Below are 26,286 nucleotides of genomic sequence, written 5' to 3' on the forward strand. Positions count from 1 at the left end.
CGCTCACCTCTCGTCGATCTCGATCATCACATCGCCCGAGGCCAGCTGCTGGCCCGCCGCCACATGCACCTCGCGAACCGTGCCCGAGACTGCGGCGGTGATCTGGTGCTGCATCTTCATCGCCTCCAACACCGCCAGAGTATCCCCTTTGGCGACGCTCGCGCCCGGCGCGGCCTCGACCGCCAGAACCAGCCCCGGCATCGGCGCCGTCACCCGGCCACCGCTGGCCGCCGCTTCCTCCTGTGCACCCGCGTGCAGGCGGTGGAATGTCAGCCGTTCGGCCCCGACCGCCAATTGCACCTTATCCCCAGCCACATGCGCCACCGCGTCGACGGTCTGGCCGTTGATCCGGGCGCGCAAGGACCTGTTCTGTCCCTCCAACGTGACGTCGAACCGTTCCTCGCCAACCCATACCTGCCACCCGGCGCGCGCGGCGCTGACCGAGGCGTCAATGCGCCGCTCCCCGGCACTCAGACTCAACCCGCGTGACAGCAGCGGCGCGCTCGACCAACCCAGTTGATCCGGAGACACATACCCCGCCCGCGCCAGCGCCGCGTCCCGGTCATGCTGCATCAGAACCGCCACCGCCAGCGCAATGTCGCGCGGCGCGGGATCGCTCGCCGGAAACCCCTGCGGATAGACCTGATCCAGCAGCCCGGTCGTGACCTCTCCGGCCACAAAGGCCGGTTGCCCCAGCACATCCGCCAGAAACGCCGCATTGGTGGCGGTGCCCAGCAGCACCGTCTCCTCCACCGCCCTGACCAACCGCCGCCGCGCCGCCGCGCGCGTGGGTCCTTGGGCGATGATCTTGGCCAGCATCGGGTCGTAGAAGGGTGAGACCTCCTGCCCCTCGACCACCCCTGCATCAACCCGGACACCCGGCCCAACCGCAGGTTGCCAGAGGTCAACCGGACCCGTCACAGGCAGGTAACCACTGGCCGGGTCTTCGGCATAGAGCCGCACCTCGATGGCATGCCCATTCAGCGCCACATCCTCTTGCGTCAGCGGTAAGGCCTCACCCTGCGCCACCGCGATCTGCAACGCCACCAGATCCAGCCCGGTCACCATTTCGGTCACCGGATGCTCCACCTGCAGGCGCGTGTTCATCTCAAGGAAATAGAACGCCCCCGACCCGTCCAGCAGAAACTCCACCGTCCCGGCGCCGCGATAATGCACCGCCCGCGCCGCCTCGACCGCCGCCGCACCCATGGCGGCGCGCAGATCGGGCGTCATCACCGGGCAGGGGGCCTCTTCCACCACCTTCTGATGGCGGCGCTGAACCGAGCAATCTCGTTCGCCCAGATGGATGATGTTGCCGTGGGTATCAGCAAAGACCTGAAACTCCACATGGCGCGGCTCGACGATCGCCTTCTCAAGGATCAGCTCATCCGAACCAAACGCCCCCTTCGCCTCGGATCGCGCTAAGGCCAGCGCCTGCGGCACAGCATCCGCTTGCATCACCAGCCGCATCCCCCGGCCACCGCCGCCTGCCGCCGCTTTGACCATCAGCGGAAAACCTATCTCCTCTGCCGCCTGCGTTAGAGCAGCGTCGGACTGGTCCGCCCCTTCATAGCCCTGCACGCATGGCACGCCCGCGGCCTGCATCAGCCGCTTGGCCTCGGCCTTGTTGCCCATGGCGCGGATCGCATCCGGCTCGGGCCCGATGAACACCAGCCCCGCCGCCTCAACCGCGCGGGCAAAATCGGCATTCTCGGACAGGAACCCATAGCCCGGATGGATCGCCCCAACGCCCGGCTCTCGCGCCGCGCCGAGGATCTTCTCCGCATCCAGATAGCTATCCCCAACCGGCCCCTCACCGATCCACACCGCCTCATCCGCCAGCGCCACATGCAGTGCCTTGGCATCCGCCGTGGTGTAAACGGCCACCGTCCGCAGCCCCATCTCGCGGGCCGAGCGGATGATGCGCGCGGCGATCTCGCCCCGGTTGGCGACCAGTATCGCGTCAAACATCCTCAGAACCTCGCCACACCGTAAGAGCCCGGCTTCACCTTGCGCGCCCGCCCCTCAAGGCAGGTCTCCAAACAGAACCCCAGCACCAGCCGCGTGTCGCGCGGGTCGATCACGCCGTGATCGAGGCACCGGCCCGAGGTGTGAAACGCCCCCGCCTGCCGGTCGAAATGGGCGGCAATCGCGGCGCTCTGCTTGGCCAGAAGCGCCTCGTCGACCTCCTCGCCCTTCCGCTTGGCCCCGGCACGGGCCACCATCTCCATCGTGCCCGCCGCCTGCTCGCCGCCCATGACGCCAGTGGTGGCGTTGGGCCAGGCAAACAGGAAATCCGGCTCATAGGCAAAGCCCGACATGCCATAATTCCCGGCCCCAAAACTGGCGCCGATATAGAGCGTGATGCGCGGCACATCGACCGAGGTCACCGCCTGGATCATCTTGGCCCCATGCTTGATCATCCCCGCCTGTTCGTATTGCGTGCCAACCATATACCCGGTGGTATTGTTAAGGAAAATCAGCGGAGTATCCGCCTGCCCGCAAAGCTGAATGAACTGCGCCGCCTTGGTGGCACCCGCCGGATCGATGGGACCGTTATTCCCAATGATCCCCACCGCGATCCCGTTGATTGCCGCCTGCAGACACACGGTCGAGACCCCGTAGCGCGGCTTGAAATCCTCAAACTCCGAGCCATCCACGATCCGCGCCACCACCTCACGCACGTCGTAGGGAATGCGGTAATCAGTGGGCACCAGCCCGGCGATCTCGTCGACATCCAGGCGCGGCTCGGCATAGCTGCGCTCACGCCGTGGCGGCAGGGATTTGTTCCAGTCGAGCCGCGCGATCACGTCGCGCGCCATCTCGACGCCATGCGCATCATCCTCGGCCAGATACTCGACCAGACCGCTGACCGAGGCATGGATCTCGGACCCGCCCAGATCGCGGTCATCGGCCTTTTCGCCGGTCGCCGCATGCACCAGCGCCGCCCCCGCCAGCGCCGCCATGCCGTTCTTCTTCACGCCCACCACGTAATCCGCCAGCCCCGGCATATAGGCACCACCGGCGGTGGACGGCCCGTGCAGGATCGCCAGGTTCGGCAATCCCGCCGCCGAGAGCCGCGCCAGATTGCGGAACAGCTTGCCGCCATTGGCCCACAGCTCGACCTTATACTCCATCAGGTTCGCCCCGGCGCTTTCCACCAGATGCACGAAGGGCAGGTTCTGGCGCAGCGCCATCTCCTGCGCCGACAGGAACGCGGCCATGGTCATCTGGGTCATCGCGCCTGCCTTGATACCGCTGTCATCCACAACAACGACACAGCGCACGCCCGAGACGAAACCGATCCCGATGATCACCGACGCACCGGGGACCGAGGCCTCGGGGTCGTCGCTATCCACCATGTACCCGGCCAGACTGTGGAGCTGCAGAAACGGCATCCCCGGGTCCAGCAGCCGCGCCAGCCGGTCGCGCGGCGTGATCTGCTCGCGCGCCTCCATCCGCTCGCGGCGCTGTTCCGACAGGGCCACGGGCCGCGCCTCCAGCCCGCGTAATTCCTCGGCCAGCGCCAGCATGTCGGCGCGGTTTCTGGCGTAGGTCTCGCTGTCTCGGATGACCTGGCTGACAAAGCCCATCGGCCCCTCCCCGTCAGGAATTTACAATCAGCCCCGCCGGGATCTCGACCGGCAGGGACAGGAGTTTCTGGGCGAATGCCTTGCCCTGCGCGTCATTGCGCAGCGAGGCGACGCCGCCGCCGCCCAGCACCCGCGTCATCAGGATGTTCATCGCGGGCAGTCCGGGCAAGTAGAACCGTTCCACCCCGCCCGCCAGTTCCTCGCTGAACACCCGCGCCACGGCCTCGGACGTCAGCGCGGACCAGATATGCGGCATGTAGGTGGGATGCCGGGCGATCACGCCGATATTGGCGCTGTCACCCTTGTCGCCCGACCGCGCCCAGGCCAGTGCCTCAAGCGGGCGCGTCTCGGTTTCCGCCACCGGGGCCAGAGTTGGCGGAACCTCCGGGCGGCTCGGTTCATCGGCCTCGGGTGGAGGGCCGGGCGGGTCGAACGCCACCACCTCTCCATCCACGGTCACGCGGCACTCAATCGCCCCCGAATCGACCAGAAACGAAAACAGCGCGACCACAGGCGAGGGCTTGGCCCGCCCACCCCCGGTAAAGAAATGCAGCCCCGGCGGCGTGGCCAGCGCACCTCCTGTCAGTTCCTTCAGAAACACCCCGACCGCGCGTGCATCGTCATGGTGTACGGCGGCCTTGAATGCGATCTCTTCATAGTCCCCAGCCCCGGGCCGCCCGCCAAACGCCTCGAACGACACCTCGCGATAATCCGGCGCCCCCATCGCCGCCAGCACGTCCCGCGCCCGGTCCAGCCCGGCCTGCGCAAAGCCCCGCGCCTTGGCCCGCGCGTCGCGGCCGTTCATCTGAAACACCATCCCGGCGCGATATCCGTCGGTCCAGGTCACCGAGACCTTCAACCGCCCCGTCGGCGCCCGCCCGCGCGCGCCGGTCACGCGCACCCGGTCCGACCCGTCCTGCGCCACCTCAACCCCGGAGAAATCGCACACCACATCCGGCAGGTGATAGGCCTGCGGATCGCCGATCTCATAGAGCATCTGCTCCCCCACCGAAGCGGGCGAAACAATACCGCTCGTCCCCTCAGGCTTGGTCAGCACCATCGCCCCGTCGCCCGAGACCTCGGCAATCGGATAGCCGATCCGCGCCGGATCGCCCGCCTGTTCCCAATCGGTGAAATTGCCCCCAGTTGACTGCGGCCCGCATTCCAGCAGATGCCCGGCCAGCGATCCCGCAGCCAGCAGATCGAAGTCACCCGCGCCCCAGCCAAAGCGATGCATGCAGGCCGCCAAGGTCAGCGCGCTATCCACGCAGCGCCCGGTGATCACGATATCCGCGCCGGCCTGCAGCGCCGCCACGATGGGCCCCGCGCCGATATAGGCGTTGATCGAGGCAATCTTCTCCACCGGCGGCATCGGCGCGCCCAAGAACATCTCGACCTCGCCCGTAAACTCCGCCGCGCGCGGCAGCAGGTCGTCACCCTCGACCACGGCCACCTTCAGATCCAACCCGGCCTCGAAAATCCTTGCCTGCAACGCCTCGGCGCAGGCCAGCGGGTTCACCCCGCCCGCATTGGACAGCACCTTGACCCCGCCCCCGGCAATCGCGGCCAGGTTTCGCCCCATCGCCTCGGTGACGAAATCAGGCGCATAGCCAAGGCTCGCATCCTTCATCCGCGCGCGGGCCATGATCGACATGGTGATCTCGGCCAGGTAGTCGTAGACCAGCACATCCACCCCCGCGCCCAATAGCTGCGCGGTGGCATGGGTCGCCTCGCCCCAGAACCCGCAGGCCCCTCCGATCCGAAGTGCAGAAGTCACGCGACGTCCTTCCTTCTCCTCCCGCAGCGGCACTTTACAGACCGCCCGTTCTGTTTTTAGGTTGCCCGCAACAGGGGCGGCCGGTCAACGGGGTTCCGCCCGAAACAACGCCACGGAACGGATGAGAACAGACAAGCCCAGACCGCAGGACCAGCGCCGCAAGACGATGCAGGCCCGGATCATCCGCGCCGCCATCGCCTGCCTCGACGCGGATGGTTACGGCGAGACCAGCTTTGCCCGCATTCAGGCCGAGGCGGGCGTGTCGCGCGGCGCGATCACCCATCACTTCCCCACCAAACAGGCACTGGTCGCCGCCACCGCGATGGAACTGCTGGCCAACGCGCTGGAACCGGTGGAACAAGGCGCCTCCGTCCCGGTCCGCGAGCTGATCCTGACCGCCTGGGACCGGGTGGTGAATTCCTCCGGTGGTCGCGCCATGGTCGAAATCCTCGTCGCCTGCCGCACCGATGCCGAGCTCTACCACCTGCTCGCCGACCACCTGCACGACTGGGACCGGCGAAGCCGCGCCTCGATCGCCGCCAGCTACAAAGGCCACGACCCCGGCGACGCGGACCTCCTGTGGAGCATCACCCGCACCTTCCTGCGCGGCCTGATCCTGCACGAGAAATTCGTGGACGATCCCGCCGACATGACCCGCATGGTCGACCGCTTTGCCCGCCTGATGGAAACCCAACTGACCCGGCGCCCCGCCAAGGAGACGACATGACCTGCCCCTCCCCCTTCATGACGCCCGAGCGCGAGGCCTTCCGCGCCAATCTCAAACGCTTCTTCGACGCCGAGGTGAAACCGCATATCGAGGAATGGGAGGCCAACCGCGCCGTCCCATGGAACCTGCACGCACAACTGGCCGAATTCGGCGTCTTCGGCTTCGGCATCCCCGAGGAATATGGAGGCCTGGGCTTCGACGACGCCTTCATGCGCGCCGATTATGCCGAGCTGGCCTTTGGCTGCGGCGCCTCCGGCGTGGCGGCGGCCGTCGGCGGCCGAATGATCTCGCTCGGTCCCATCGCCCGCTTCGCGCCCGAGGAATTCAGGCGCACCATTCTGCCCGAAATCGTGGGCGGCCGGATGAACTCGGCGCTGGCGATCACCGAACCGGGCGGCGGCTCGGACGTGGCGAACCTGACCACCAAGGCCGAGCGCGCCGCACAGGGCTGGGTGCTGAACGGCGCCAAGACCTATATCACCGGCGGCATGGATGCGCAGTGGTTCGTGGTCGGCGCCCGCACCGGCGGACCGGGGATCGCGGGCATCTCGCTGTTCCTGATCGAGGCCGACACGTCCGGCTTCACCCGCACCCCTTTGGGCGGCAAGATGGGCTGGCACTGCTCGGAACAGGCGATGCTGCATTTCGACGCCTGCCACGTGCCAGACACCGCCCTGATCGGCCCCGAAAACAAGGGCTTTCTCGCCATCATGAACAATTTCAACTACGAGCGTCTGGCGATGATCGCAGGCAGTCTCGGCATGATGCGGCTGAGCTATGACGCCGCGCTGGACTGGGCGCGCGAGCGCAAGACCTTCGGCCAGCGGCTGATCGAACACCAGGTGATCGCCCATAAATTCGCCGAGATGTCGGCCCGCATCGACATGACCGAGGCCTATCTGGAGCGCATCTGCTGGGCGATCAATCAGGGCCTCATGCCGGCCGCCGAGATCGCCAAGGCCAAGGTGCAGGCCACCAAGGCGCTGGAATTCGTGGCCTCCGAAGCGATGCAGATCTTCGGTGGCGCAGGCTATCTGACTGGCAATCCGGTCGAGCGGGTCTGGCGCGAGGTCAAGGTCATGGCCATCGGCGGTGGCTCCGAGGAAATCATGCGCGATCTGGCGGTGCGGCAGATGGGGCTGACCGGGCAATGACCGCAGCACACTCAAGTCATCGTCTCGAGAGCCACAAACCGCTCGCCGATAAGAACACCGTATCTTGAGCAGTTGACGACAAAAACCGGCGGCCGGGACGTAGACGCGCAAGACTTGGTCTGCGCAAGCTTTCCTTGCTTTCTGCGTCACGACCTTCAAAGCGAAGTGACCGGACTGTCTATCGACGCGAATGGCCTGCGCCGGAGGCATGCCACTTGAAAACATCTCCGCCCGTCGCTCAAGCCACCAACGCCGCGTCCAGCAGCACCTGCGCCGCCGCCTTTGCATCCTGCGCGGGCGTGCCGCTGCCCAACAGAACCGAGGTCACAATCGCCCCCTCTTTCAGCAGCAGCATCTGAGATCCCAACTGCTCCGGGTCCTTCGCGCCAGCCTGTCGCGCCAGCCCGATGAGATACTCCAGCAGCATCCGCTTATGCTCAGCCGCCTGCACGTGAATCGGATGATCCACGTCCTGAAACTCCGCCCCGGCCTTGATGAACATGCACCCGCGATACTTGCCCTCCTCGAACCATTCCGCCAGCGCATCGAACCCGGCGATCAACCGTCCTGCGGGCGTCTCCGCCAGCTCCTCGACCCGTCGACAGAACCAGTTGCGAAACCGCTCATCCCGCAGACGCAGTGCCGCCAGGATCAGCTCCTCCTTGGTGCGGAAATGCTTGTACATCGAGGTCTTGGACACACCCGTCTCGACCACCAGCCTGTCCATCCCGGTGGCATGAAACCCGTCCCGGTAAAACACGTCCAGCGCTTTACTGACCAGCTCGTCCCGCTTGTTCGGGCGCATGATTCGGCTCCTTCATGTACAGATCAGTACATATAGATCAAACCCTCTCCTTTCAATGTGAACCTCGCAACCCTATGATTTTTAGGAGTTCGACTACAATAGAAAAAGGAGAAACCAAAGAACCTCTCCAAGGGACTTGAAATACTTTACCGATCAGTACACTTTACGGATTGTGAGTTTACAGATCGGTACATCCAAGGATCACCCCATGCCCGCGTCATCCCTCGCCCGCCACCTGCCCGTCCTTCTGGCCCTGGCCATCCTGGCCGCGTCCCTTGCCTGAGCAGCCCCCATGACACGCCCCCCACTGCCCCCGTTTACCCGCGAGACCGCCATTCAAAAGGTCCGCATGGCCGAAAATGCCTGGAACAGCCGCGACCCCAACGTCGTCACCCCGGCCTATACCGAGGACAGCCAGTGGCGGAACCGGGCCGAATTCCTGACCGGCCACGACCAGATTCATGCCTTCCTGACCCGCAAATGGCACAAGGAACTGGACTACCGCCTGATCAAGGAACTCTGGGCCTTTGCAGACAGCCGCATCGCCGTGCGCTATGCCTATGAATGGCATGATGACAGCGGCCAGTGGCACCGCTCCTATGGAAACGAGAACTGGGACTTTGCACCGGATGGCCGCATGGCCCGCCGCCATGCCTCCCTGAACGACCTGCCAATCACCGAGGCCGGCCGACTGTTCCGCTGGTCGCAAGGCCCCCGCCCCGACGACCACCCCGGCCTGACCGATCTGGGCCTCTGACCGGAGAACACGATATGCCCCGCGCCTTTGCCGAACTGACCTTCACCCCCGCCGTCCGCGCCCATCAGGCTCGAATGGGATCGGACAAGACATATGCCAAGTTCATCGACGGCGGGCCGCAGCAGGGACACCAGATCGGTGATGCCGAAAAGGCCTTTATCGAGGCGCGGGACGGGTTCTATCAGGCCACCGTGTCCGAAACCGGCTGGCCCTACGTGCAATACCGGGGCGGCCCTGCCGGGTTTCTCAAGGTGCTCGGACCGCAGACCATCGGCTACGCCGATTTCTCGGGCAACAAACAGTATATCTCGCGCGGCAATCTGGACGACAATGATCGGATCGCCCTGATCCTGATGGATTACGCCAACCAGCGGCGGCTGAAGATCCTTGGCCGGATGGCCTTTACCGAAGGCGAGTCCGCCGCGGCCAGCCTCTACCCCGAGGGCGCCGACGCCCCCGCCGAACGTGCTGCAATCATCCATGTCGATGCGCTGGACTGGAACTGCCCCCGCCACATCACGCCCCGCTTCAGCGAGGCCGAGCTGAAACCGCATCTGACCGCGCTCGGGGCGCAACTGGCGCAATTGCAGCAGGAAAACGAACGGTTGAAGGCAGAAATCGCCCAACGCCCCTCACCCTGACCCTCTCCCCTGAGGGGAGAGGGGACGTGAACCGGAAAGTTCAGCGCGACCAAAGCCCTCTCCCCTCGGGGGAGAGGGTTGGGTGAGGGGGATGGCCCCAATTTCATTAGGCTCTGCCCACTCGCGGGAGCAACTCTCCAGTGGACCGTTTCCAAAACCGTGGCCGCCCCGGGGCTCCGCCCGTTCGGCGCTGAAATCGGTCCACTGGACCGATTTCCGGGCGCGCCTCACCCCATCCACCGCCGTACCGGCGCGTTGCTTTCCTCCAGCGCCTGACACACCACATCGACCAGCGTCGGCCCGTCATGCGCCACCGCCTCGGCCAGCACCTTCTCCAGATCGTCCGGATTCTCCACCCGCCAGCTCTTGACGCCATAGGCCGCCGCCACCGCCGCCTGATCGGTATGGCTGAAATCGACGTTGTAATACCGCGCGTCCTTGTCGGCGAACTGGCTGGCCTTGATCCAGCCGAAATTCGAGTTCGAGAACACCACATACGTAATCGGCGCCCCCGCCCTGCACACGGTCTCCAGCTCGCCACAAGTGAACCCGAACGAACCATCCCCCATCAGCGCCACGGTCTTGGACGTCGGCCGCCCAAACCACGCCCCCAGTGCCGCCGACAGCGAATACCCCAGCGCCCCATGCGCGCGGTTGGTGATGAAGTGCCGACCCGGCTTCGGCAGCTGGTAATAGGCCGAGAAATACGGGCAACTGGTGCCGGGATCGGAGACCACCGTGGCATCCTCGGGCAGCACCTTCATCAGTGCCGAGATCACCCGCTCGGGCCGGATCGGCGCCTGCGAGGACTGCGCCAGCGCCTCGAACACCTCGAACTTGCGCTTCTTCTTCTCGGCCACCGCCGCCGCACCACCAAAGGTCCCGGCCCCCTGATCGCGCGCATCCAGTAACGCGTTCACCTCGGCCAGCGCCAGCCGCAGATCGCCCACCACGGCGACCTCGGTCTGGTAATTGGCATTCATCACCATCGGGTCATTGTCGAAATGCACCACCCGCGTGCCCGGCTTCGGCGCCTCCCACCGTGCCGTGGTGGTCGAGCCTGCCCGACACCCCATGAACACCACCAGATCGGCGGCCTCCATCATTTCCCACGTCTCGTCGGTGCCCCCGTTCGAGCCCACAACGCCCAGACAGTTCGGATGGGTCTCGGCCAGCGATCCCTGCCCCGAGATCGAGGTCGCCACCGGAATATCCAGCCGCGTGGCCAGCCGGTCCAACTCCTCCCAGGCCTGCGCGATCACCACGCCGCCACCGCAGACGATCAACGGGTTCTTCGCCGACAGAATCGCCTCGACCGCCGCCTGCGCCGCACCCGGTGCGGGCGCCTGCGGGTAGGCCGGATAGGACGCCGTGGTGCCGTCGGCCCAGATATCCGACGCCTCAACCGCGTCATACTGCACGTCATAGGGCAGCCCGATATGCGCCGCCCCCGACCGCCCCGTGGTCATCGCCCGGAACGCTGCCCGCACCATACGCGGGATGTGATCGGCGCGCTTGATCACCGTGTTCCACTTGGTCAGCGGCGCCATCAGCGCCTCCTGGTTCACCTCGGTCAGCGGGTACTTCCCGTAGGACGCCACCGAGATATCCGTGGTGATCCCCAGCACGGCATACGAACTTTCCGACGCCTCGATCAGCCCCGGCAGGATATAAGTCGCACCGCCGCCCGACGGCCCTTCAGCCACGCCGACGCGCCCGGTCACCCGGGAATAGGCATCGGCCATGTAGGTGGCACAACGCTCGTCGCGGGTCAGGATGTGCTTGATGCCATGATCCAGCCGCAGCATCGCGTCATAGAACGGCAGCGTGGTGTCCCCGCACAGGCCAAAGATATGCTGCACGCCCTGCGCTTCGAGCATCCGCACCATCGCCTCGGCGCCATTCATCTGGTTGCTCATCGAGTCACTCCACGGAATTGCGTTCAAAATTGTATACAGTTCTGCATGATGACTTGCGCACATGTCAATCCCGTTCTAATCTCGCCCCGAAGAAGGAGTGGATATGGCAAAATCGGAAAGCAACGTGGACCGGCTTTATGACGCGCTGCGGCGCATGGCGTCGGATTTTGCCTTCAAGCCCGACGCGCGCATCAACGAAAGCGCGCTCGCCACCGAGCTCAACGCCTCGCGCACCCCGATCCGCGAGGCGCTCAACCGTCTGGTGGCCGAGGGGTTCCTGACCTTCCAGTCGGGTCGAGGCTTCTTCTGCCGCTCACTGTCGCCGGAACTGGTCATGGACCTTTACGAGGCCCGCGTTGCCGTCGAGGTCGAGGCCGTGCGCCTCGCCTGCACCCGCGGCTCGGACGCCGCCATCGCTGCGCTCACACAGGAACTCGACGAGATCGCCCCCGACTACACCCCCGACGCCGACCCCGAGCAGCTACTGGCGATGGACGAACGCTTCCACGGCCAGCTCTGCCAGCTCTCCGGCAATGCCGAACTGTGCCGAATGCTCGCCAATCTCAACGACCGCATCCGCTACTTGCGCCTGATCGACCTGCGCCGCCTGCGCGAAACGGCCTCTGACAGCACGACCATGATCTCGGCCCACCGCCGCATTCTGGACGCTGTCGCGGCCCGCGACGCGGAAGAGGCCGCGGCCCGGATGCGCGCCCATATCGAACGCCGCCGCGAAGGCGCCACGCAGGCCGTGCGCGACGCCTATGCTCAACTCTATGTCCCCGATCTCTGAGGCCAACATGTCCGTACAAGCAGGTGGAAAAACCGTCTTTGGCGCCGCCATCGGCATCCTGATGCTGGAAACCCGCTTTCCCCGTATCCATGGCGACATGGGCAACGCCGCGACTTGGCCCTTTCCGGTGCATTACCGCGTGGTGCGCGGCGCCTCGCCCGACAAGGTGGTGCGCGGCAACCCCAAAGAGCTACTGGACACCTTTATCGAGGCGGGCCGCGATCTGGTGGCCACCGGCGCCGACGGCATCACCACCAATTGCGGTTTTCTGGCGCTGGTGCAGGACGAACTGCGCGAGGCCTTGGGCGTACCGGTCGCAACCTCCTCGCTGATGCAGGTGCCGATGGTGCAAGCGCTGCTGCCTCCAGGCAAAAAGACGATCATCCTGACCATCTCCAAGGCCACCCTGACCGAGGCTCATCTGAGCGCCGCAGGCGTGCCGCCGGACACGCCCATCTACGGCACCGATCAGGGCCGCGTCTTTACCCGCGACATCCTCGGCGACGCACCCGAAATCGACTTCGCCGCCTGCCGCCAGGACATGCTGGATGCCGCCGACACTATCATAGCGAATGAACCCCACGCGGGCGCCATCGTGCTGGAATGCACCAACATGGTCCCCTACGCCGCCGACATCCGCAAACGCACCGGCCTGCCGGTCTACTCCATCTATTCCATGATCGAGTGGTTCCAGGCCGGGCTGATGCCGCGCAAATTCGCGCTGGACCTGGATGATCCACGACCCTGACATTCAGGACAAAAGCAGCGCATAGTAGCCTGAACTTGGGACAGCTCGGGACGCCCCGGAATGCGCGCATTTGAGATCTTGTGGATTGTGCTGTTCAGATTTCACTGGGTCGCCCGGATCTGGGCGATCCTGCTCATCCTCGTGAACCTCGCGGCACTCCTGTTCCTCGACACGTATTGCGCGAAAGCCTGCCTTCTGGCCGCAGCCGCCGGCATTGCGGTGATGATTGCCATCTATCTCAAGCATGGTTTCGTGCGCCTGCTCGGGATCGGGCATGCTTTCTGGATTCCGATGCTTGCGTGGTTTGCCTGGGACCTGCCGGATGCAAGCGAGAACCATGCTCTGTTCGTTTGGGTGCTTCTCCTGATCCTGTTCAATTCCATTTCACTGGTGATCGACGCGCTGGACGTGACCCGCTATCTGCGGGGAGAGCGCGCACCGTTCTACAGATGGTGAATTCCGGCGCAATTTCAGTGCCTTGACAAGCAATCCGTGTTCCGCCGGTCATACGGCTTATGCCGACGATTGCGCCAGCATCGCCTCGACCCCGGCAACGCAAAAGTCGATCAACTGCTCCAGCCGCGCCTCATCGGCCCCCGGGCTCAGCGCCTCGATCCGCCAGCCGGTGTTGAGAAAGGCCAGCATCGCCGACACCGAATAAACCTGCCCCGTGGCAATCAGTTGCGGATCGACCTCAGGATACAGCACCGCAACCTCTTCGATGAACCGCCGCGCCGTCGGATCGAAACACTCCGCCGCAATCCACCGCCAGCGCGGATCGGCCGAGACATGCGCCACCAGCCGTCCATAGGCCAGCCAGCCCGGGCCACCGGTTTGCGCCAGCGTGACGTAAGGCCGGATGAAACAATCAATCACCCCGTGCAGCGTGACTGCGCCTCGTGCCTTCAGGGCCTCCAGCCCCTCGATCCTGATCCGCGACAGCTCATCGGCACGGCGGGCGACGGTCCGGTGAAACAGCTCTTCCTTGCCGCCCCCGTGGTGATGCACCAGCCCCACCTGAACGCCTGCTCGCGCCGCAATGTCACGGATCGACGCGCCTTCGAATCCACGCTCGGCAAACAGGATCTCGGCCGCATCCAATATCCGCGCCCGGGTCTGCAGCGACCGCTGTGACGGTGCCCTTCTGCGTTGTTTTTCCATCCAGACCCTCTTCGCGCCAAAACCATCTTGCCTTATATTGAACGATCGTTCAAGTTAACGGCGCGAATGGGAGGAGACATGACGGAAACGCGCGAGGCATTTGCCCTGATCGGGGCTGGCCCGATGGGGCTGGCGACCGCCAAGGTTCTCAAGGAACAGGGTATTCCGTTTCAGGGGTTCGAGCTGCATTCGGATGTGGGCGGGCTGTGGGATATCGACGGGCCCAAATCGACCATGTACGAGACGGCGCACCTGATCTCGTCCAAGGCGATGACCGAGTTCACCGATTTCCCGATGGCGGACTCGGTGGCCGAATACCCCTCGCATCGCGATCTCAAGGGCTATTTCCACGATTTTGCCGACCATTTCGGACTGCGCGAACATTACCGCTTCAATGCCGAAGTCATCCAGGCCACCCCGCTCGGCGCCCCCGGCGATGGCTGGCGCCTCACCTGGCGCGATGCGCAGGGCAAACACAGCGCCGAATTCGCGGGCCTTCTGATCGCCAACGGCACCCTCTCGGAACCCAACATGCCCGAATTCGCAGGCCACTTCGATGGAGAGCTGATCCACGCCTCGGGCTACCGCTACCCCAACCAATTCGAGGGCAAACGGGTGCTGATCGTCGGCGCGGGCAACTCGGGCTGCGACATCGCCGTGGACGCCATCCACCACGCCAAACGCTGCGACCTGTCGATGCGGCGCGGCTATTACTTCGTCCCCAAATACATCTTCGGCAAGCCCGCCGACACCATGGGTGGGGCGATCAAACTGCCAATGTGGCTGAAACGCCCAATCGACGCCCTGATCCTAAGCTGGTTTGTCGGCGATCCGCAAAAATACGGCTTTCCCAAGCCCGACTACCGCCTCTATGAAAGCCACCCGGTGGTCAATTCGTTGGTGCTCTATCATGCGGGCCATGGCGATCTGCGCATCAAGTCGGATGTCGAGCGGTTGGACGGCCACACCGTGCATTTCCGCGATGGCAGCCATGAGGACTACGACATGATCCTCGCCGCCACCGGGTACAAGCTGCATTACCCGTTCATCGACTCCGATCTGCTGAACTGGCAGAGCGACGCGCCGCACCTCTACCTCAACGCCATGCACCCCGACCGCGACGACCTGTTCGTGCTGGGCATGATCGAGGCCACCGGACTCGGCTGGCAGGGGCGGCACGAGCAGGCCGAGATGGTGGCGCGCTATATCCGCGGCCTGCGCGACGGCAGCCCGGCCGCACAAGAGCTGAAATCCCTTAAATCCGGCACGTTCGAGCGCGCCACCGGCGGCATGAACTACCTCAACCTCGCACGCATGGCCTACTACGTGGACAAAGCCACCTATCGCCGCGCCGTCACCGGCTGGATCGACAAATTCCGAAAGGCCGCGTCATGATCGGCATCGACGAGGTGACGCTGAATTTCAGCGCCGGATCGCTGACGCTGCTGAATGCCATTCTCGCCGTGGTCATGTTCTCGATTGCCATCGACCTGACACCCGGCGACTTCCGCCGCCTTCGCGAGGCTCCCAAGCCGTTGATCGTGGGCCTGTCCTCACAATTCCTGATCCTGCCGCTGCTGACCTTCGCGCTGGTCTGGACGGCGGCACCCCGCCCGTCCATCGCATTGGGTCTGATCCTTGTGGCAGCCTGCCCCGGCGGCAATATCTCGAACTTCATCACCCATCGCGCGGGCGGAAACGCGGCGCTTTCGGTCTCGATGACCGCGATGGCCACGGTGGCCGCGATCCTGATGACGCCGTTCAACATCGCGCTCTGGGGCGGGCTTTACCCCCCGACCCGCGAAATCCTGCGCGAAACGGCCATCGACCCGGTGCAGATTGCCATCACCGTCGGCCTGATGCTGGTACTGCCTCTGATCCTCGGGATTCAACTCAACCTTCGCAAACCACAGATCACGGCACGGATACGTGCGCCGCTGCAATGGCTTTCCATGGCCATCTTCGTGGCCTTCATCATTCTCGCCCTGGCAGCCAACTGGGGGTTCTTCCTCGGCTTTGCCGGGGCCGTCGCCGGGCTTGTGATCGTGCACAACGCCCTGGCTTTGGGGGGCGGTTGGGTCGTGGCCACTCTGACCCGGCTGTCCCCCTATAACCGCCGCGCCATCACCATCGAAACCGGCATCCAGAATTCGGGGCTGGGCCTGGTTCTGATCTTCGCCTTCTTCAACGGTCTGGGCGGCATGGCCGTGGTTGCCGCCTTCTGGGGGATCTGGCACGCGATTTCGGGGATCGGTCTGGCGGCTGTGATGTCCCGGACCGAGGCGGCGCGATGACCCGCATCCTGATCACCGGTGCCGCCGGTATGGTGGGCCGCGCACTGCTCGACGAGCTTGCGGATCAGACGGTGTGCGCCACCGACCTCACCCGCCCGGACCCGCTGCCCCCAAACGTCAGTTTCCACCGCATGGACATAACCTCTGACGACCCGGACCGAGTGATCGCCGAGATGCGCCCCGAAGCGATCGTGCATCTGGCCTCGATCGTCACCCCCGGCATGGGCCGCGAGGCCGCCTATCGCGTCGATGTCGACGGCACCCGCAAGGTGCTCGACTCGGCCCTGACCCAGGGCGTGCGCCGCCTCGTCGTCACCTCCTCAGGCGCAGCCTATGGCTATCACGCCGACAACCCGGTACCCCTGCGCGAAACCGACCCTCTACGCGGCAACCCTGAGTTTCCCTATTCCGATCACAAACGGCAGGTTGAAGACCTGTTGGCCAAGGCCCGCCAGACCGCCCCGCAATTGGAGCAGATCGTCCTGCGCGTCGGCACGGTTCTGGGCGACGGGACCGAGAACCAGATCACCGCGCTCTTCCACAAACCCCGCCTGCTGGCCGTGACCGGCAGCGACAGCCCCTTCGTCTTCATCTGGACCCGCGATCTGGCCCGCATCCTGAAGCGCGCCGCCACCGACGGCCCGCCGGGCATCTACAACGTGGCAGGAGACGGCGCGATGGGGGTCAATGATCTGGCCCGCGCCCTGGGCAAACCGGTGCTGCGCGTGCCCGCCTGGGCGCTCAAGGCGGCACTGGCCGTGGCCCGCCCGCTGGGTCTCACGCGCTACGGCCCCGAACAGGTCCGGTTCCTGCAATACCGCCCCGTACTGACCAATGACGCGCTGAAATCCGAATTCGGCTACACCCCGGAAAAGACCAGCGCGCAAGCGTTCGACCACTGGAAAAGGCAGGCAGGCCTGTGAAATCCGCAATCATATCCGGAGGCGCCGGAGGCCTCGGCCGCGCCCTCTCCGCCGCCTTGCAGGCGCGCGGCTGGCGGGTCGTGCTGCTGGATCTCGACATCTCGGACCTGCCGGAAACGCCAACCCAACTCCCGCTTACCTGCGACCTGACCGACCCCGACCAACTGGACCGCACCGCCGCCGACGTCCTGCGCCGCTGCGACAGCATCGACCTCGTGATCTACAACGCCGGGATCACCCAGATCGGCGGTTTCGACAGCACCGACGACGCCGGCCACCGCAAGGTGTTCGAGGTCAACTATTTCGCCGCCGTCGCCATGGCCCGCGCCTTCCTGCACGCTGTGCGGCAAGCCAAAGGCACGCATCTGGCGATCTCCTCCGTGGCCGGGTTCACGCCCCTCTATCACCGCACCGCTTATGCCGCCTCGAAACACGCGCTCGAGGGGTTCTTCAAATCGCTGCGGTCCGAGGAAAAACCCCATGGCGTACGCACCTTGATCGCGGCCCCCTCCTTTGTCGCCACCAACCCCGGCAACGCCCGGCGCCAGCCCGACGGCACCACCCGCCCCGGCTCGGCCACCGACGGGATGGACTACATGACCCCCGAGGCGGCGGCCCAAACCATCCTGCGCGGCCTCGACAAGTCCCGCCCGATGATCCCCGTGGGCCGCGTCGCCCGCGCCGCATGGCTGCTGAACCGACTGTCCCCAACGCTCTACCAGCGCCTGATGGAACGCCAGATCGACGGCCGCTGAACGCCCTACACTTCATCTTTTCCCAAATACTCTCGCCGAAGGCATGCCCCGGCCCACCACGAAACGAAGGATCGGGGCAATTCTGACCGCTTACCCCTTGACCTTCCCGTGACTGGAACCCCTATCTGAAGGACAAACAGGCTTACTGAACGAGTCGCATGTCCGCATCGCACACCACACATCTCCGGATCACCGGCATGGGTTGCGCCTCCTGCGTAGGCCGGGTCGAGGCCGCGCTGAGCGCCGTTCCCGGTGTCGCAGAGGCACAGGTGAATTTCGCCACCGCAATCGCACAAGTGCGCCATGACGGCCCGGTCACCGACCTCACCTCGGCACTGGAAACCGCAGGCTACCCAGCCGCGCAGGACCATACAGTGCTGAAGATCGAAGGGCTCAACTGCGCCTCCTGCGTGGGCCGGGTGGAGCACGCCCTGCAAGCTGCGCCAGGCGTGATCGAGGCCAACGTGAACCTCGCCAGCGAGAGCGCCCGTGTCGCCTACCTGACCGGCGCCACCGACCCCGTCACTCTGGCCGCGGCCTCGAGCGAGGCGGGCTATGCGGCCCATCCCGAAACACCGGACCACCAACCCGGCGCCAATGACAAGGCGGACGAAATCCAGGCCCTGACCCGCACGACCCTGATCGCGGCGGCTCTGGCCCTGCCGGTCTTCGTGCTGGAAATGGGCGGCCACCTGATCCCGGCCTTCCACCACTGGGTGCACGCCACAATCGGCACCACGGCCAGCCAACTGCTGCAATTCGCGCTCACAACTGCACTGCTTCTGGGCCCCGGACGCATTTTCTATGCCAAGGGCTTCCCCTCGCTGTTCCGCGGCACCCCCGACATGAACGCGCTGGTCGCTCTCGGCACCTCGGCGGCCTATGTCTTTTCCCTCATCGCGACCTTCGCGCCCGCCCTGCTGCCCGCGGGCACCGCCAATGTCTACTACGAGGCCGCCGCCGTCATCGTCGTCCTGATCCTCGTGGGCCGACTGCTCGAGGCGCGCGCCAAGGGGCGCACCGGCTCGGCCATCCGCAAGCTGATCGGCCTGCAACCCCGTACCGCCCGGGTCGAGCGCGACGGCGCCACCACCGAACAGCCCATCGAGACCATCGTCACCGGAGACCTCCTGCACATCCGCCCCGGCGAGAAGATCCCGGTGGATGGAGACGTGCTGGACGGGCAGTCCTATGTCGATGAAAGCATGATCACGGGCGAGCCGGTCCCGGTCGACAAATCCATGGGCGCCGAACTGGTTGGCGGCACCGTCAATGGCACCGGCGCCCTGCGGATGCAGGCCACGCGCGTGGGCGCCGATACGGTCCTGTCGCAGGTGATCCGCATGGTCGAGCAGGCGCAAGGCGCCAAGCTGCCGATCCAAGGACTGGTCGACCGCGTCACCGCCCGCTTCGTGCCCGCCGTCATCGGCGTGGCCGTTCTGACCGTTGCCGCCTGGCTGCTCTTCGGCCCCGCCCCGGCGCTACCGATGGCGCTGGTGGCCGGGGTCTCGGTCCTGATCATCGCCTGCCCTTGCGCCATGGGGCTGGCCACGCCCACCTCGATCATGGTCGGCACGGGCCGCGCCGCCGAACTGGGCGTTCTCTTCCGCAAGGGCGACGCGCTGCAACAGCTGCAATCGGCCCGCGTCGTGGCGCTCGACAAGACCGGCACGCTGACCATGGGCCGCCCCGAGCTCAGCGACCTGATCCTCGCCCCGGGCCTCGACCGCGACACCGTGCTGCGCCTGGCCGCCGCGGCAGAGGCGCGCTCGGAACACCCCATCGCCGCCGCGATTACCCGCGCCGGGCCTGCCGACCTGCCCGAGGTCACCGGTTTCGAGACCCTGACCGGCCTCGGCCTCCGCGCCACCGTCGAGGGGTGCGAGGTCCTGATCGGCGCCGACCGGCTGATGGCACGGGCAGACATCGACCTCGGCGACCTGCACACACAGGGTCTGGAACTGGCGGCCCAGGGCTGCACCCCGCTCTATGTCGCGATAGACGGGCAGGCCGCCGCGGCGTTGGCGGTCACCGACCCGATCAAGCCTGGCACCCGCGCGGCCATCGACCGGTTCCACCAGATGGGCCTGACCGTCGCCATGATCACCGGCGACAACACCCGCACCGCCCAAACGCTCGCCGCCCGGCTGGGCATCGACCACGTCACCGCCGAGTTGCTGCCGCAAGGCAAGGTGGCCGCCGTCGAGGCGCTGCGGGCCAAGCATGGAACGCTCACCTTTGTCGGCGACGGCATCAACGATGCCCCTGCACTGGCGGCGGCGGATATCGGCATCGCGATCGGCACCGGCACCGACGTGGCGATCGAAACCGCTGATGTGGTGCTCATGTCCGGCGATCTGCGCGGCGTGGCCAACGCCTTCGAGGTCAGCCGCCGCACCATCCGCAACATCCACCAGAACCTGGGCTGGGCCTTTGGCTACAACATCCTGCTGATCCCGGTCGCCGCTGGCGTGCTCTTCCCCTTCGGCGGGCCCCTGCTGTCGCCGATGCTCGCCGCCGGCGCCATGGCCCTGTCCAGCGTCTTTGTCCTGACCAACGCCCTGCGCCTGCGCCGGGTGCGCGCGGCCCTGCCCGAACAGGCCGTCGCGCCCGCGCTGGCCCCAGCCGAATAGAGGCCGCCCATGAATATCGGAGATGTCGCCACCCACACCGGCCTGCCCGCCAAGACCATCCGCTATTACGAGGAAATCGGCCTGATCACACCGCAGCGCGAGCTGAACGGTTACCGCCGCTTCCGCGAGCAGGACCTGCACAAGCTGAACTTCCTCGGCCGCGCCCGCGCACTGGGCTTCACCATCGAGGATTGCCGCACCCTGCTGGCGCTCTACGAGGACGAAACCCGCGCCAGCGCCGACGTGAAACGGATCGCGCGCGGCCATCTGGCGCAGATCGAGGCCAAGATCGCCGACCTCAACGCCATGCGCGACACGCTCAGCCACCTGATCGACGCCTGCGCCGGGGACGATCGCCCCGACTGCCCGATCCTGCAGGGTCTGGGCGGCGAAGACTGACAGCGGGGTTGCCCTCGGGCGCCAGCTTTGCTTTGTCTCTGCTGAACGAACCGGCCCGGGGGAGGGGCCGGGCAGCCGAGAGGATCATTAAATGGCAAAAGTCGCATTCCTTGGCCTGGGCGTCATGGGCTATCCCATGGCCGGGCATTTGCAGGCCGCAGGCCATGACGTCACTGTCTACAACCGCACGGCTGCCAAGGCCGAGGCCTGGGTAGCCGAGCACGGCGGCACGATGGCGGCAACGCCCCAGGAGGCCGCGCACGGCGCCGCACTCGTCATGGCCTGTGTCGGCAACGACGACGACCTGCGCATGGTCTGCACCGGCGAAGAAGGCGCGTTTCACGGCATGGACGCAGGCGCGATCTTTGTCGATCACACCACGGTGTCGGCCAAGGTGACCACCGAGCTATACGAGGCGGGCAAGGCCCACGGCATCGCCTTTGTCGACGCCCCGATCTCGGGCGGGCAGGCGGGGGCAGAGAATGGCGTGCTCTCGATCATGTGCGGCGGCGATCAGGCCGCGTATGATACCGCAGAACCGGTGATGCAGGTCTATTCCAAGATCTGCCGCCGCATCGGCGACAGCGGCGCGGGCCAGATGACCAAGATGTGCAACCAGATCGCCATTGCCGGTCTGGTACAGGGCCTCAGCGAGGCGCTGCACTTTGCCGAAAAGGCGGGCCTCGACGGCCGTGCCGTGGTCGAGGTGATCAGTCAGGGCGCCGCAGGCAGCTGGCAGATGGTGAACCGGCACGAGACGATGCTGCAGGACCATTTCGACTATGGCTTTGCGGTGGACTGGATGCGCAAGGATCTGGGCATCTGCCTCGACGCCGCCAACGAGACCGGCGCCTCACTGCCGGTGACCGCGCTGGTGGATCAGTTCTACAAGGACGTGCAGAAACTGGGCGGCGGGCGTTGGGACACGTCTTCGCTCTTCAAACGCCTGCGCGCTTTGGACTGACAGCGCGAATGGGGGCTCTGCCCCCGCCGCCCCAGGGGGCGACTCCCCCGGGATATTTTCAAACAGAAGAAGGGGCGGGCCGTTCACATCTTCTTCTGTTCAAAAATATCCCCGCCGGAGGCTTCGCGTGGCACACGCGAAATCGGGCGCGGCGGCATCGAACTGAACCCTGCTGCAGGACAGGAGAGACATTGTGACCATCACCCACTGGACCGACGCGCTGCGGCAGAATTGGGGCATCGCCGCCGACCTGACCCGGCTGGACGGCGAATATGACCTGAACTTTATGGCCGAGGCCGCCAACGGACAGGGCTATGTTCTGAAGGTGATGCGACCCGGCTGCGAGGCCGGGCTGGTGGACATGCAGATCAAGGCGCTGGAGTATATCGCGGCCGAAGCACCCGGCCTGCCCTTTCCCAAGGTCTACCCGGCACTCGACGGAGATGCTCTGCCCATGATCACGGATGAGGATGGCCAGCCGCGCCTTGTCTGGCTGCTCGACCGCCTCCCGGGCCGATGCTACGCAAAAGCCGCTCCCAAATCCCAGGAGCTGATCCTGAAACTGGGTCGTGTGCTCGGCGCCACGGGCCGGGCGCTGGAGGGGTTCCGGCATGAGGGGCTGAGCCGTGAGTTCAAGTGGGATCTCACGCAGGCGGGCTGGATCAGCGACAGGCTCGACGTTGTCACCGATCCCGTTCGGCGGGGACTTCTGGAGGATGTTGCCGAAAGCTTTGCCGCCATCAGGGACCGGCTGGACAGGCTGCCGAAACAGGCAATCCACAATGACGCCAATGACTACAATATCCTTGTCGAGGGCGAGCTCTCTGACCGCCGCAGCATCTCGGGCCTGATCGACCTGGGCGACATGTGCGCCGCCCCCCGCATCTGCGATCTGGCCATTGCCGGGGCCTATGTGGTGCTGGATCACCCAAAGCCGGAACAGGCGCTGGCCGCGCTGGTGCGCGGCTATCACGCCGCCAACCGCCTGCGCGCGGAAGAGGTGGATTTGATCTGGCCGCTGCTGCGGATGCGGCTGGCGGTATCCGTAGTCAACTCCACCCTGATGGCAGCCGAAAACCCGGATGACCCGTATATCACCATCTCGCAAGCCCCCGCCTGGCGCTTTCTGGAAAACGACACTGTCAATGGCGGCCTGATGCCCGCCCGCCTGCGCGCCGCCTGCCACCTGCCGGTGACCGACGGGGCCGAGCGCATCCACACCTACCTCAACAACCACCGGGGCGAGTTCGCCGCTCTCTTCGGCACCGATCTGAGCGACGCTCCCATGGGCTCACTCTCGGTGGAAAACTCCACCTGGCCGCAAGACCCGTTCCACATGCCGTTGGACGAAGCCGCGCGGGTGGGCGAGGAATTTGGAGAGGGTTATTGGCTCGGCTACTACAACGAACCGCGTCTGATCTATGCCGAGCCCGGGTTCCGCAAAGGCCCGTGGAAGGCCAGCGACCGCCGCGCCGTACATCTGGCCGTCGATGTCTTTGCCCCGGCAGGCTCAACACTCTACGCCCCGCTCAGCGGGCGCGTGGAGGCGGTCGAGAACCGCGATGCACATTTGGACTATGGCGGGGTGGTGATCCTGCATCACGAAACACCCGAAGGCGATCCGTTCTACACCCTTTACGGCCATCTCGACCCGGAATGCTGCACCCGCCTGAAACCCGGCGACCCGGTGGCACAGGGCGCAGCCTTTGCCCGGCTCGGCGATGCCACGCAGAACGGCGGCTGGGCGCCGCATGTGCATTTCCAGCTTGCGCTGACCACCATGGGCATGGAGGCCGACTGGCCCGGCGTCGGCGATCCGGACGAGATGGACCTGTGGCACGCGGTCTGCCCGAACCCGGCGGCCCTGCTGAACTTGGCCGACGACAAGGTATTCTACCACCCGACCGACAAGATGCATGTTCTGGCCGGGCGGCAGGCCCATTTCGGCGCCAATCTGAGCCTGACCTATGATGACCCTGTGATGCTGGTGCGCGGCTGGCGGCATCACCTGTTCGACGAATGGGGCCGGCCTTATCTGGACGCTTACAACAACGTCCCGCATGTGGGCCACGCCCATCCGCGCATTCAGGCGGTGGCGGCGGATCAGCTCACGCGGATGAACTCGAACACCCGCTATCTGCACCCCGCCCAGACCGCCTTTGCCGAGAAAATCCTGTCGAAACTGCCCGACCATCTGCAGGTCTGTTTCTTCGTCAATTCCGGCACCGAGGCCAATGAGCTTGCCCTACGCCTCGCTCGCGCCCATACCGGCGCACGCGGCATGGTCACCCCCGATCACGGCTATCACGGCAACACCACCGGGGCGATCGACATCTCAGCCTACAAGTTCAACGCACCCGGCGGCGTGGGGCAATCCGACTGGGTCGAACTGGTCGAAGTGGCGGACGATTATCGCGGAACGTTCAGACGGGACGATCCCAACCGAGCCCAAAAATTCGCCGATCTGGTGGACGCTGCCATCGCCCGGTTGCAAGACAAAAGCCACGGCGTTGCAGGGTTCATCGCCGAAACCTTCCCCTCGGTCGGCGGCCAGATCATCCCGCCCAAGGGCTACCTGCCTGCGGTCTACGAGAAGATCCGCGCCGCAGGCGGCGTCTGCATCGCCGACGAGGTGCAGACCGGACTGGGGCGGCTCGGCGAGCACTATTTCGGCTTCGAACACCAGGACGCGCTGCCCGATATCGTGGTTCTGGGCAAACCCATCGGCAACGGCCACCCGCTGGGCGTGCTGGTCACCACCCGGGCCATCGCCGACAGCTTTGCGCGCGGTCCCGAGTTCTTCTCCACCTTCGGCGGCTCGACCCTGTCCTGCCGGATCGGCAAGGAGGTGCTGGACATCATCGACGACGAGGGCTTGCAGGACAACGCCCGCCTGATGGGCACCCGCCTGATCGAGGGGCTGCGGCAGATCGGGGCCGATTTCGCCTGCGTCGGGGATGTGCGTGGCATGGGCCTGTTTGTCGGGGTCGAACTGATCAACCCGGACGGGTCCGAAGGCGCCGAGATCTGCAAATACGTCAAGAACCGGATGCGTGATCATCGCATCCTGATCGGCAGCGAGGGGCCCAAGGACAACATCCTCAAGATCCGCCCGCCCCTGACCATCGAGGCCGAGGATGTGGACATGATCCTCTGGGCCTTGCGCGATGTACTCTCCGAAGTGGGCGACTACGCCCCCGCCCCCGTTTGCGACCACGAACACCATCACCATGGCTGCGGTTGTTGCTGACGAAAAGGCCCCAGCCCTTGCGGACCGGGGCGGGTCAACCGGACGTCATCGACATCCGGGAGGGATTCATCAGTGCAGCACGGATGGCTGTGGGGCATGCGTGGCCTGCGGCTGCAGTGAAGGGCGGACCATCCGGCGCAAGGTCAGACCCAACTGCTCGGACAGGGCCGCCAGCGCAGGCGCGAAATCGGAGCGCACGATCAGCGCCGCCATCATCATCGCATCCTCGCGCGCGCCTTCCGAGGCTGCGCCCACCATCTGCGCGAAGCAATTCTCGTCCGCGCCTAGACACGAACAGCCCAGCCCATGCCGGATCAGCGGCCGCCGCCCATGGCTGACGCACAGGCTGCAAATCTGGTCCAGCGTCGACATCGCCGCCCGCCCCTGGCCGGCGCCAAGAGCAATGTCGAAATCGCTGGCCGCATCGGCACGGCCATGGGCACCGTCGCTCCACAGGCGCAGATACATCACCGCGCCTGCCTCGACCGGCGCCAGATCAGCCAGCCTGCCGACCGCGGCCCCGCCGCGGGACGAGGGCGCGCTCATTTGGTCAGGATCAGCTTGCCCGCGCGGGTGATGCGCAGGGTATAGAGCTGGTCGCCCAGCTCGATATGGGCCAGATTGCCGCCATTGGTCAGCTCTTCCGCCTTGTGCGACGGCAACATCTGAACGGCATAGCCTTGGGTCGGGGTCGGGGTTTGGACAGTCATCTGTTTGTCTCCAGTACGCTGGCAATCCGTTTCATCCGCGGGCGCACCTGAAAGCGGTCGATGAGGGTCCGGCATGACGAGACCTCGGGCTTTGCTTCGGCGCGGTCGCAATGGGTGACTTGACTTGCTGGCCCGAAGCAAAGCGGGTTGGCTGGTGTCTTGCAAGACTAATCTGATAAAAATACTAAGGTATGTCAAGCGCCCATTTTTCGCATCTACGAAACATCTTTGTCGCGCATTGTAATTCTTGTTTTTGAATGTGAGAATGTGTCGAGGAGGAGAT

23 protein-coding genes are annotated in these 26,286 nt (G+C 65.5%); 15 read left to right on the plus strand and 8 right to left on the minus strand.

The genetic code is table 11. The annotated features are described in order from the left end of the window. Nucleotides 1-3: 3 nt before the first annotated feature. The 3 genes from GOX53_RS13230 to GOX53_RS13240 are packed head-to-tail and all read right to left on the minus strand — an operon-like array spanning nt 4 to nt 5,370. Entirely contained in the window at nt 4-1,971 is a 1,968-nt protein-coding gene (locus tag GOX53_RS13230) for an acetyl-CoA carboxylase biotin carboxylase subunit (protein WP_305851957.1), read from the minus strand. Between the two features lie 2 nt (nt 1,972-1,973). Then, a complete protein-coding gene (locus GOX53_RS13235) occupies nt 1,974-3,593 on the minus strand; it encodes an acyl-CoA carboxylase subunit beta (protein ID WP_171177054.1) in 1,620 nt (539 codons plus the stop codon). A 13-nt stretch (nt 3,594-3,606) separates the two neighbouring features. After that, nucleotides 3,607-5,370 carry an acyclic terpene utilization AtuA family protein gene (locus GOX53_RS13240; RefSeq protein WP_171177055.1) on the minus strand — a complete coding sequence of 588 codons (1,764 nt, stop codon included), beginning with the start codon at nt 5,368-5,370 and terminating at the stop codon, nt 3,607-3,609. Nucleotides 5,371-5,491: 121 nt separating this feature from the next. Between GOX53_RS13240 and GOX53_RS13245 the strand changes: the two genes are divergently transcribed. Next, nucleotides 5,492-6,097 carry a TetR/AcrR family transcriptional regulator gene (locus tag GOX53_RS13245; protein WP_171177056.1) on the plus strand — a complete coding sequence of 202 codons (606 nt, stop codon included), beginning with the start codon at nt 5,492-5,494 and terminating at the stop codon, nt 6,095-6,097. Further along, on the plus strand, nt 6,094-7,251 hold the full coding sequence (locus GOX53_RS13250) for an acyl-CoA dehydrogenase family protein (protein ID WP_171177059.1): 1,158 nt from the start codon (nt 6,094-6,096) through the stop codon (nt 7,249-7,251). The genes GOX53_RS13245 and GOX53_RS13250 overlap by 4 nt, the downstream gene beginning before the upstream one ends. 238 nt (nt 7,252-7,489) lie before the next feature. Here GOX53_RS13250 and GOX53_RS13255 read toward each other — a convergent pair whose 3' ends face one another. Next, on the minus strand, nt 7,490-8,056 hold the full coding sequence (locus tag GOX53_RS13255) for a TetR/AcrR family transcriptional regulator (RefSeq protein WP_171177061.1): 567 nt from the start codon (nt 8,054-8,056) through the stop codon (nt 7,490-7,492). Between the two features lie 292 nt (nt 8,057-8,348). On the opposite strand from GOX53_RS13255, the gene GOX53_RS13260 reads away from it, so the two are divergent. After that, the gene (locus tag GOX53_RS13260; RefSeq protein ID WP_171177063.1) at nt 8,349-8,813 is read left to right on the plus strand and encodes a nuclear transport factor 2 family protein; all 465 of its coding nucleotides are present in this window, start codon (nt 8,349-8,351) and stop codon (nt 8,811-8,813) included. Between the two features lie 14 nt (nt 8,814-8,827). After that, nucleotides 8,828-9,454: a pyridoxamine 5'-phosphate oxidase family protein gene (locus GOX53_RS13265; RefSeq protein ID WP_171177065.1), complete on the plus strand. Its 627-nt coding sequence runs from the start codon at nt 8,828-8,830 to the stop codon at nt 9,452-9,454. Between the two features lie 227 nt (nt 9,455-9,681). Here GOX53_RS13265 and GOX53_RS13270 read toward each other — a convergent pair whose 3' ends face one another. After that, nucleotides 9,682-11,373, minus strand: coding sequence for a thiamine pyrophosphate-binding protein (locus GOX53_RS13270; RefSeq protein ID WP_171177067.1), 1,692 nt, complete (start codon nt 11,371-11,373; stop codon nt 9,682-9,684). A 103-nt stretch (nt 11,374-11,476) separates the two neighbouring features. Between GOX53_RS13270 and GOX53_RS13275 the strand changes: the two genes are divergently transcribed. Genes GOX53_RS13275 through GOX53_RS13285 form a run of 3 tightly spaced genes read left to right on the plus strand, consistent with a single transcriptional unit; the run spans nt 11,477 to nt 13,370 of the window. After that, nucleotides 11,477-12,166 carry a GntR family transcriptional regulator gene (locus tag GOX53_RS13275; RefSeq protein ID WP_171177069.1) on the plus strand — a complete coding sequence of 230 codons (690 nt, stop codon included), beginning with the start codon at nt 11,477-11,479 and terminating at the stop codon, nt 12,164-12,166. A 7-nt stretch (nt 12,167-12,173) separates the two neighbouring features. Beyond that, complete coding sequence (locus tag GOX53_RS13280) at nt 12,174-12,914, plus strand: aspartate/glutamate racemase family protein (RefSeq protein ID WP_171177071.1); 741 nt, start codon at nt 12,174-12,176, stop codon at nt 12,912-12,914. A gap of 60 nt (nt 12,915-12,974) precedes the next feature. Further along, on the plus strand, nt 12,975-13,370 hold the full coding sequence (locus GOX53_RS13285; RefSeq protein ID WP_171177072.1) for a hypothetical protein: 396 nt from the start codon (nt 12,975-12,977) through the stop codon (nt 13,368-13,370). A 57-nt stretch (nt 13,371-13,427) separates the two neighbouring features. On the opposite strand, the gene GOX53_RS13290 is transcribed toward GOX53_RS13285, so the two are convergent. After that, nucleotides 13,428-14,075 (minus strand): TetR/AcrR family transcriptional regulator, encoded by a 648-nt coding sequence (locus tag GOX53_RS13290; protein ID WP_171177074.1) that lies wholly within the window; start codon nt 14,073-14,075, stop codon nt 13,428-13,430. A 78-nt stretch (nt 14,076-14,153) separates the two neighbouring features. Here GOX53_RS13290 and GOX53_RS13295 point away from each other — a divergent pair, with 78 nt between their 5' ends. The 8 genes from GOX53_RS13295 to GOX53_RS13330 all read left to right on the plus strand — a co-directional run bounded on the left by GOX53_RS13295 (nt 14,154) and on the right by GOX53_RS13330 (nt 25,293). After that, complete coding sequence (locus tag GOX53_RS13295) at nt 14,154-15,470, plus strand: NAD(P)/FAD-dependent oxidoreductase (RefSeq protein WP_171177076.1); 1,317 nt, start codon at nt 14,154-14,156, stop codon at nt 15,468-15,470. Next, complete coding sequence (locus GOX53_RS13300) at nt 15,467-16,369, plus strand: bile acid:sodium symporter family protein (protein ID WP_171177078.1); 903 nt, start codon at nt 15,467-15,469, stop codon at nt 16,367-16,369. The genes GOX53_RS13295 and GOX53_RS13300 overlap by 4 nt, the downstream gene beginning before the upstream one ends. Then, nucleotides 16,366-17,292 (plus strand): SDR family oxidoreductase, encoded by a 927-nt coding sequence (locus tag GOX53_RS13305; protein WP_171177080.1) that lies wholly within the window; start codon nt 16,366-16,368, stop codon nt 17,290-17,292. Before GOX53_RS13300 ends, GOX53_RS13305 begins: the two co-directional genes overlap by 4 nt. Next, nucleotides 17,289-18,047 carry an SDR family NAD(P)-dependent oxidoreductase gene (locus GOX53_RS13310; protein WP_171177082.1) on the plus strand — a complete coding sequence of 253 codons (759 nt, stop codon included), beginning with the start codon at nt 17,289-17,291 and terminating at the stop codon, nt 18,045-18,047. Before GOX53_RS13305 ends, GOX53_RS13310 begins: the two co-directional genes overlap by 4 nt. 158 nt (nt 18,048-18,205) lie before the next feature. After that, entirely contained in the window at nt 18,206-20,680 is a 2,475-nt protein-coding gene (locus GOX53_RS13315; RefSeq protein WP_171177083.1) for a heavy metal translocating P-type ATPase, read from the plus strand. A gap of 9 nt (nt 20,681-20,689) precedes the next feature. Continuing rightward, nucleotides 20,690-21,079 (plus strand): Cu(I)-responsive transcriptional regulator, encoded by a 390-nt coding sequence (cueR, locus tag GOX53_RS13320; RefSeq protein WP_171177086.1) that lies wholly within the window; start codon nt 20,690-20,692, stop codon nt 21,077-21,079. A gap of 91 nt (nt 21,080-21,170) precedes the next feature. Further along, nucleotides 21,171-22,043 carry an NAD(P)-dependent oxidoreductase gene (locus tag GOX53_RS13325; protein WP_171177088.1) on the plus strand — a complete coding sequence of 291 codons (873 nt, stop codon included), beginning with the start codon at nt 21,171-21,173 and terminating at the stop codon, nt 22,041-22,043. A 199-nt stretch (nt 22,044-22,242) separates the two neighbouring features. After that, nucleotides 22,243-25,293: an aminotransferase class III-fold pyridoxal phosphate-dependent enzyme gene (locus GOX53_RS13330; RefSeq protein WP_371810306.1), complete on the plus strand. Its 3,051-nt coding sequence runs from the start codon at nt 22,243-22,245 to the stop codon at nt 25,291-25,293. A gap of 69 nt (nt 25,294-25,362) precedes the next feature. Here the strand turns inward: GOX53_RS13330 and GOX53_RS13335 are convergent, their stop codons facing one another. Together GOX53_RS13335 and hemP are read right to left on the minus strand one after the other, a co-directional pair. Beyond that, nucleotides 25,363-25,839 carry a hypothetical protein gene (locus tag GOX53_RS13335; protein WP_171177092.1) on the minus strand — a complete coding sequence of 159 codons (477 nt, stop codon included), beginning with the start codon at nt 25,837-25,839 and terminating at the stop codon, nt 25,363-25,365. Then, nucleotides 25,836-26,003 (minus strand): hemin uptake protein HemP, encoded by a 168-nt coding sequence (gene hemP, locus GOX53_RS13340; RefSeq protein WP_171177094.1) that lies wholly within the window; start codon nt 26,001-26,003, stop codon nt 25,836-25,838. Before hemP ends, GOX53_RS13335 begins: the two co-directional genes overlap by 4 nt. Nucleotides 26,004-26,286 lie beyond the last annotated feature (283 nt).

It is taken from the genome of Ruegeria sp. HKCCD8929, from assembly GCF_013031405.1.
GTDB lineage: Bacteria > Pseudomonadota > Alphaproteobacteria > Rhodobacterales > Rhodobacteraceae > Ruegeria.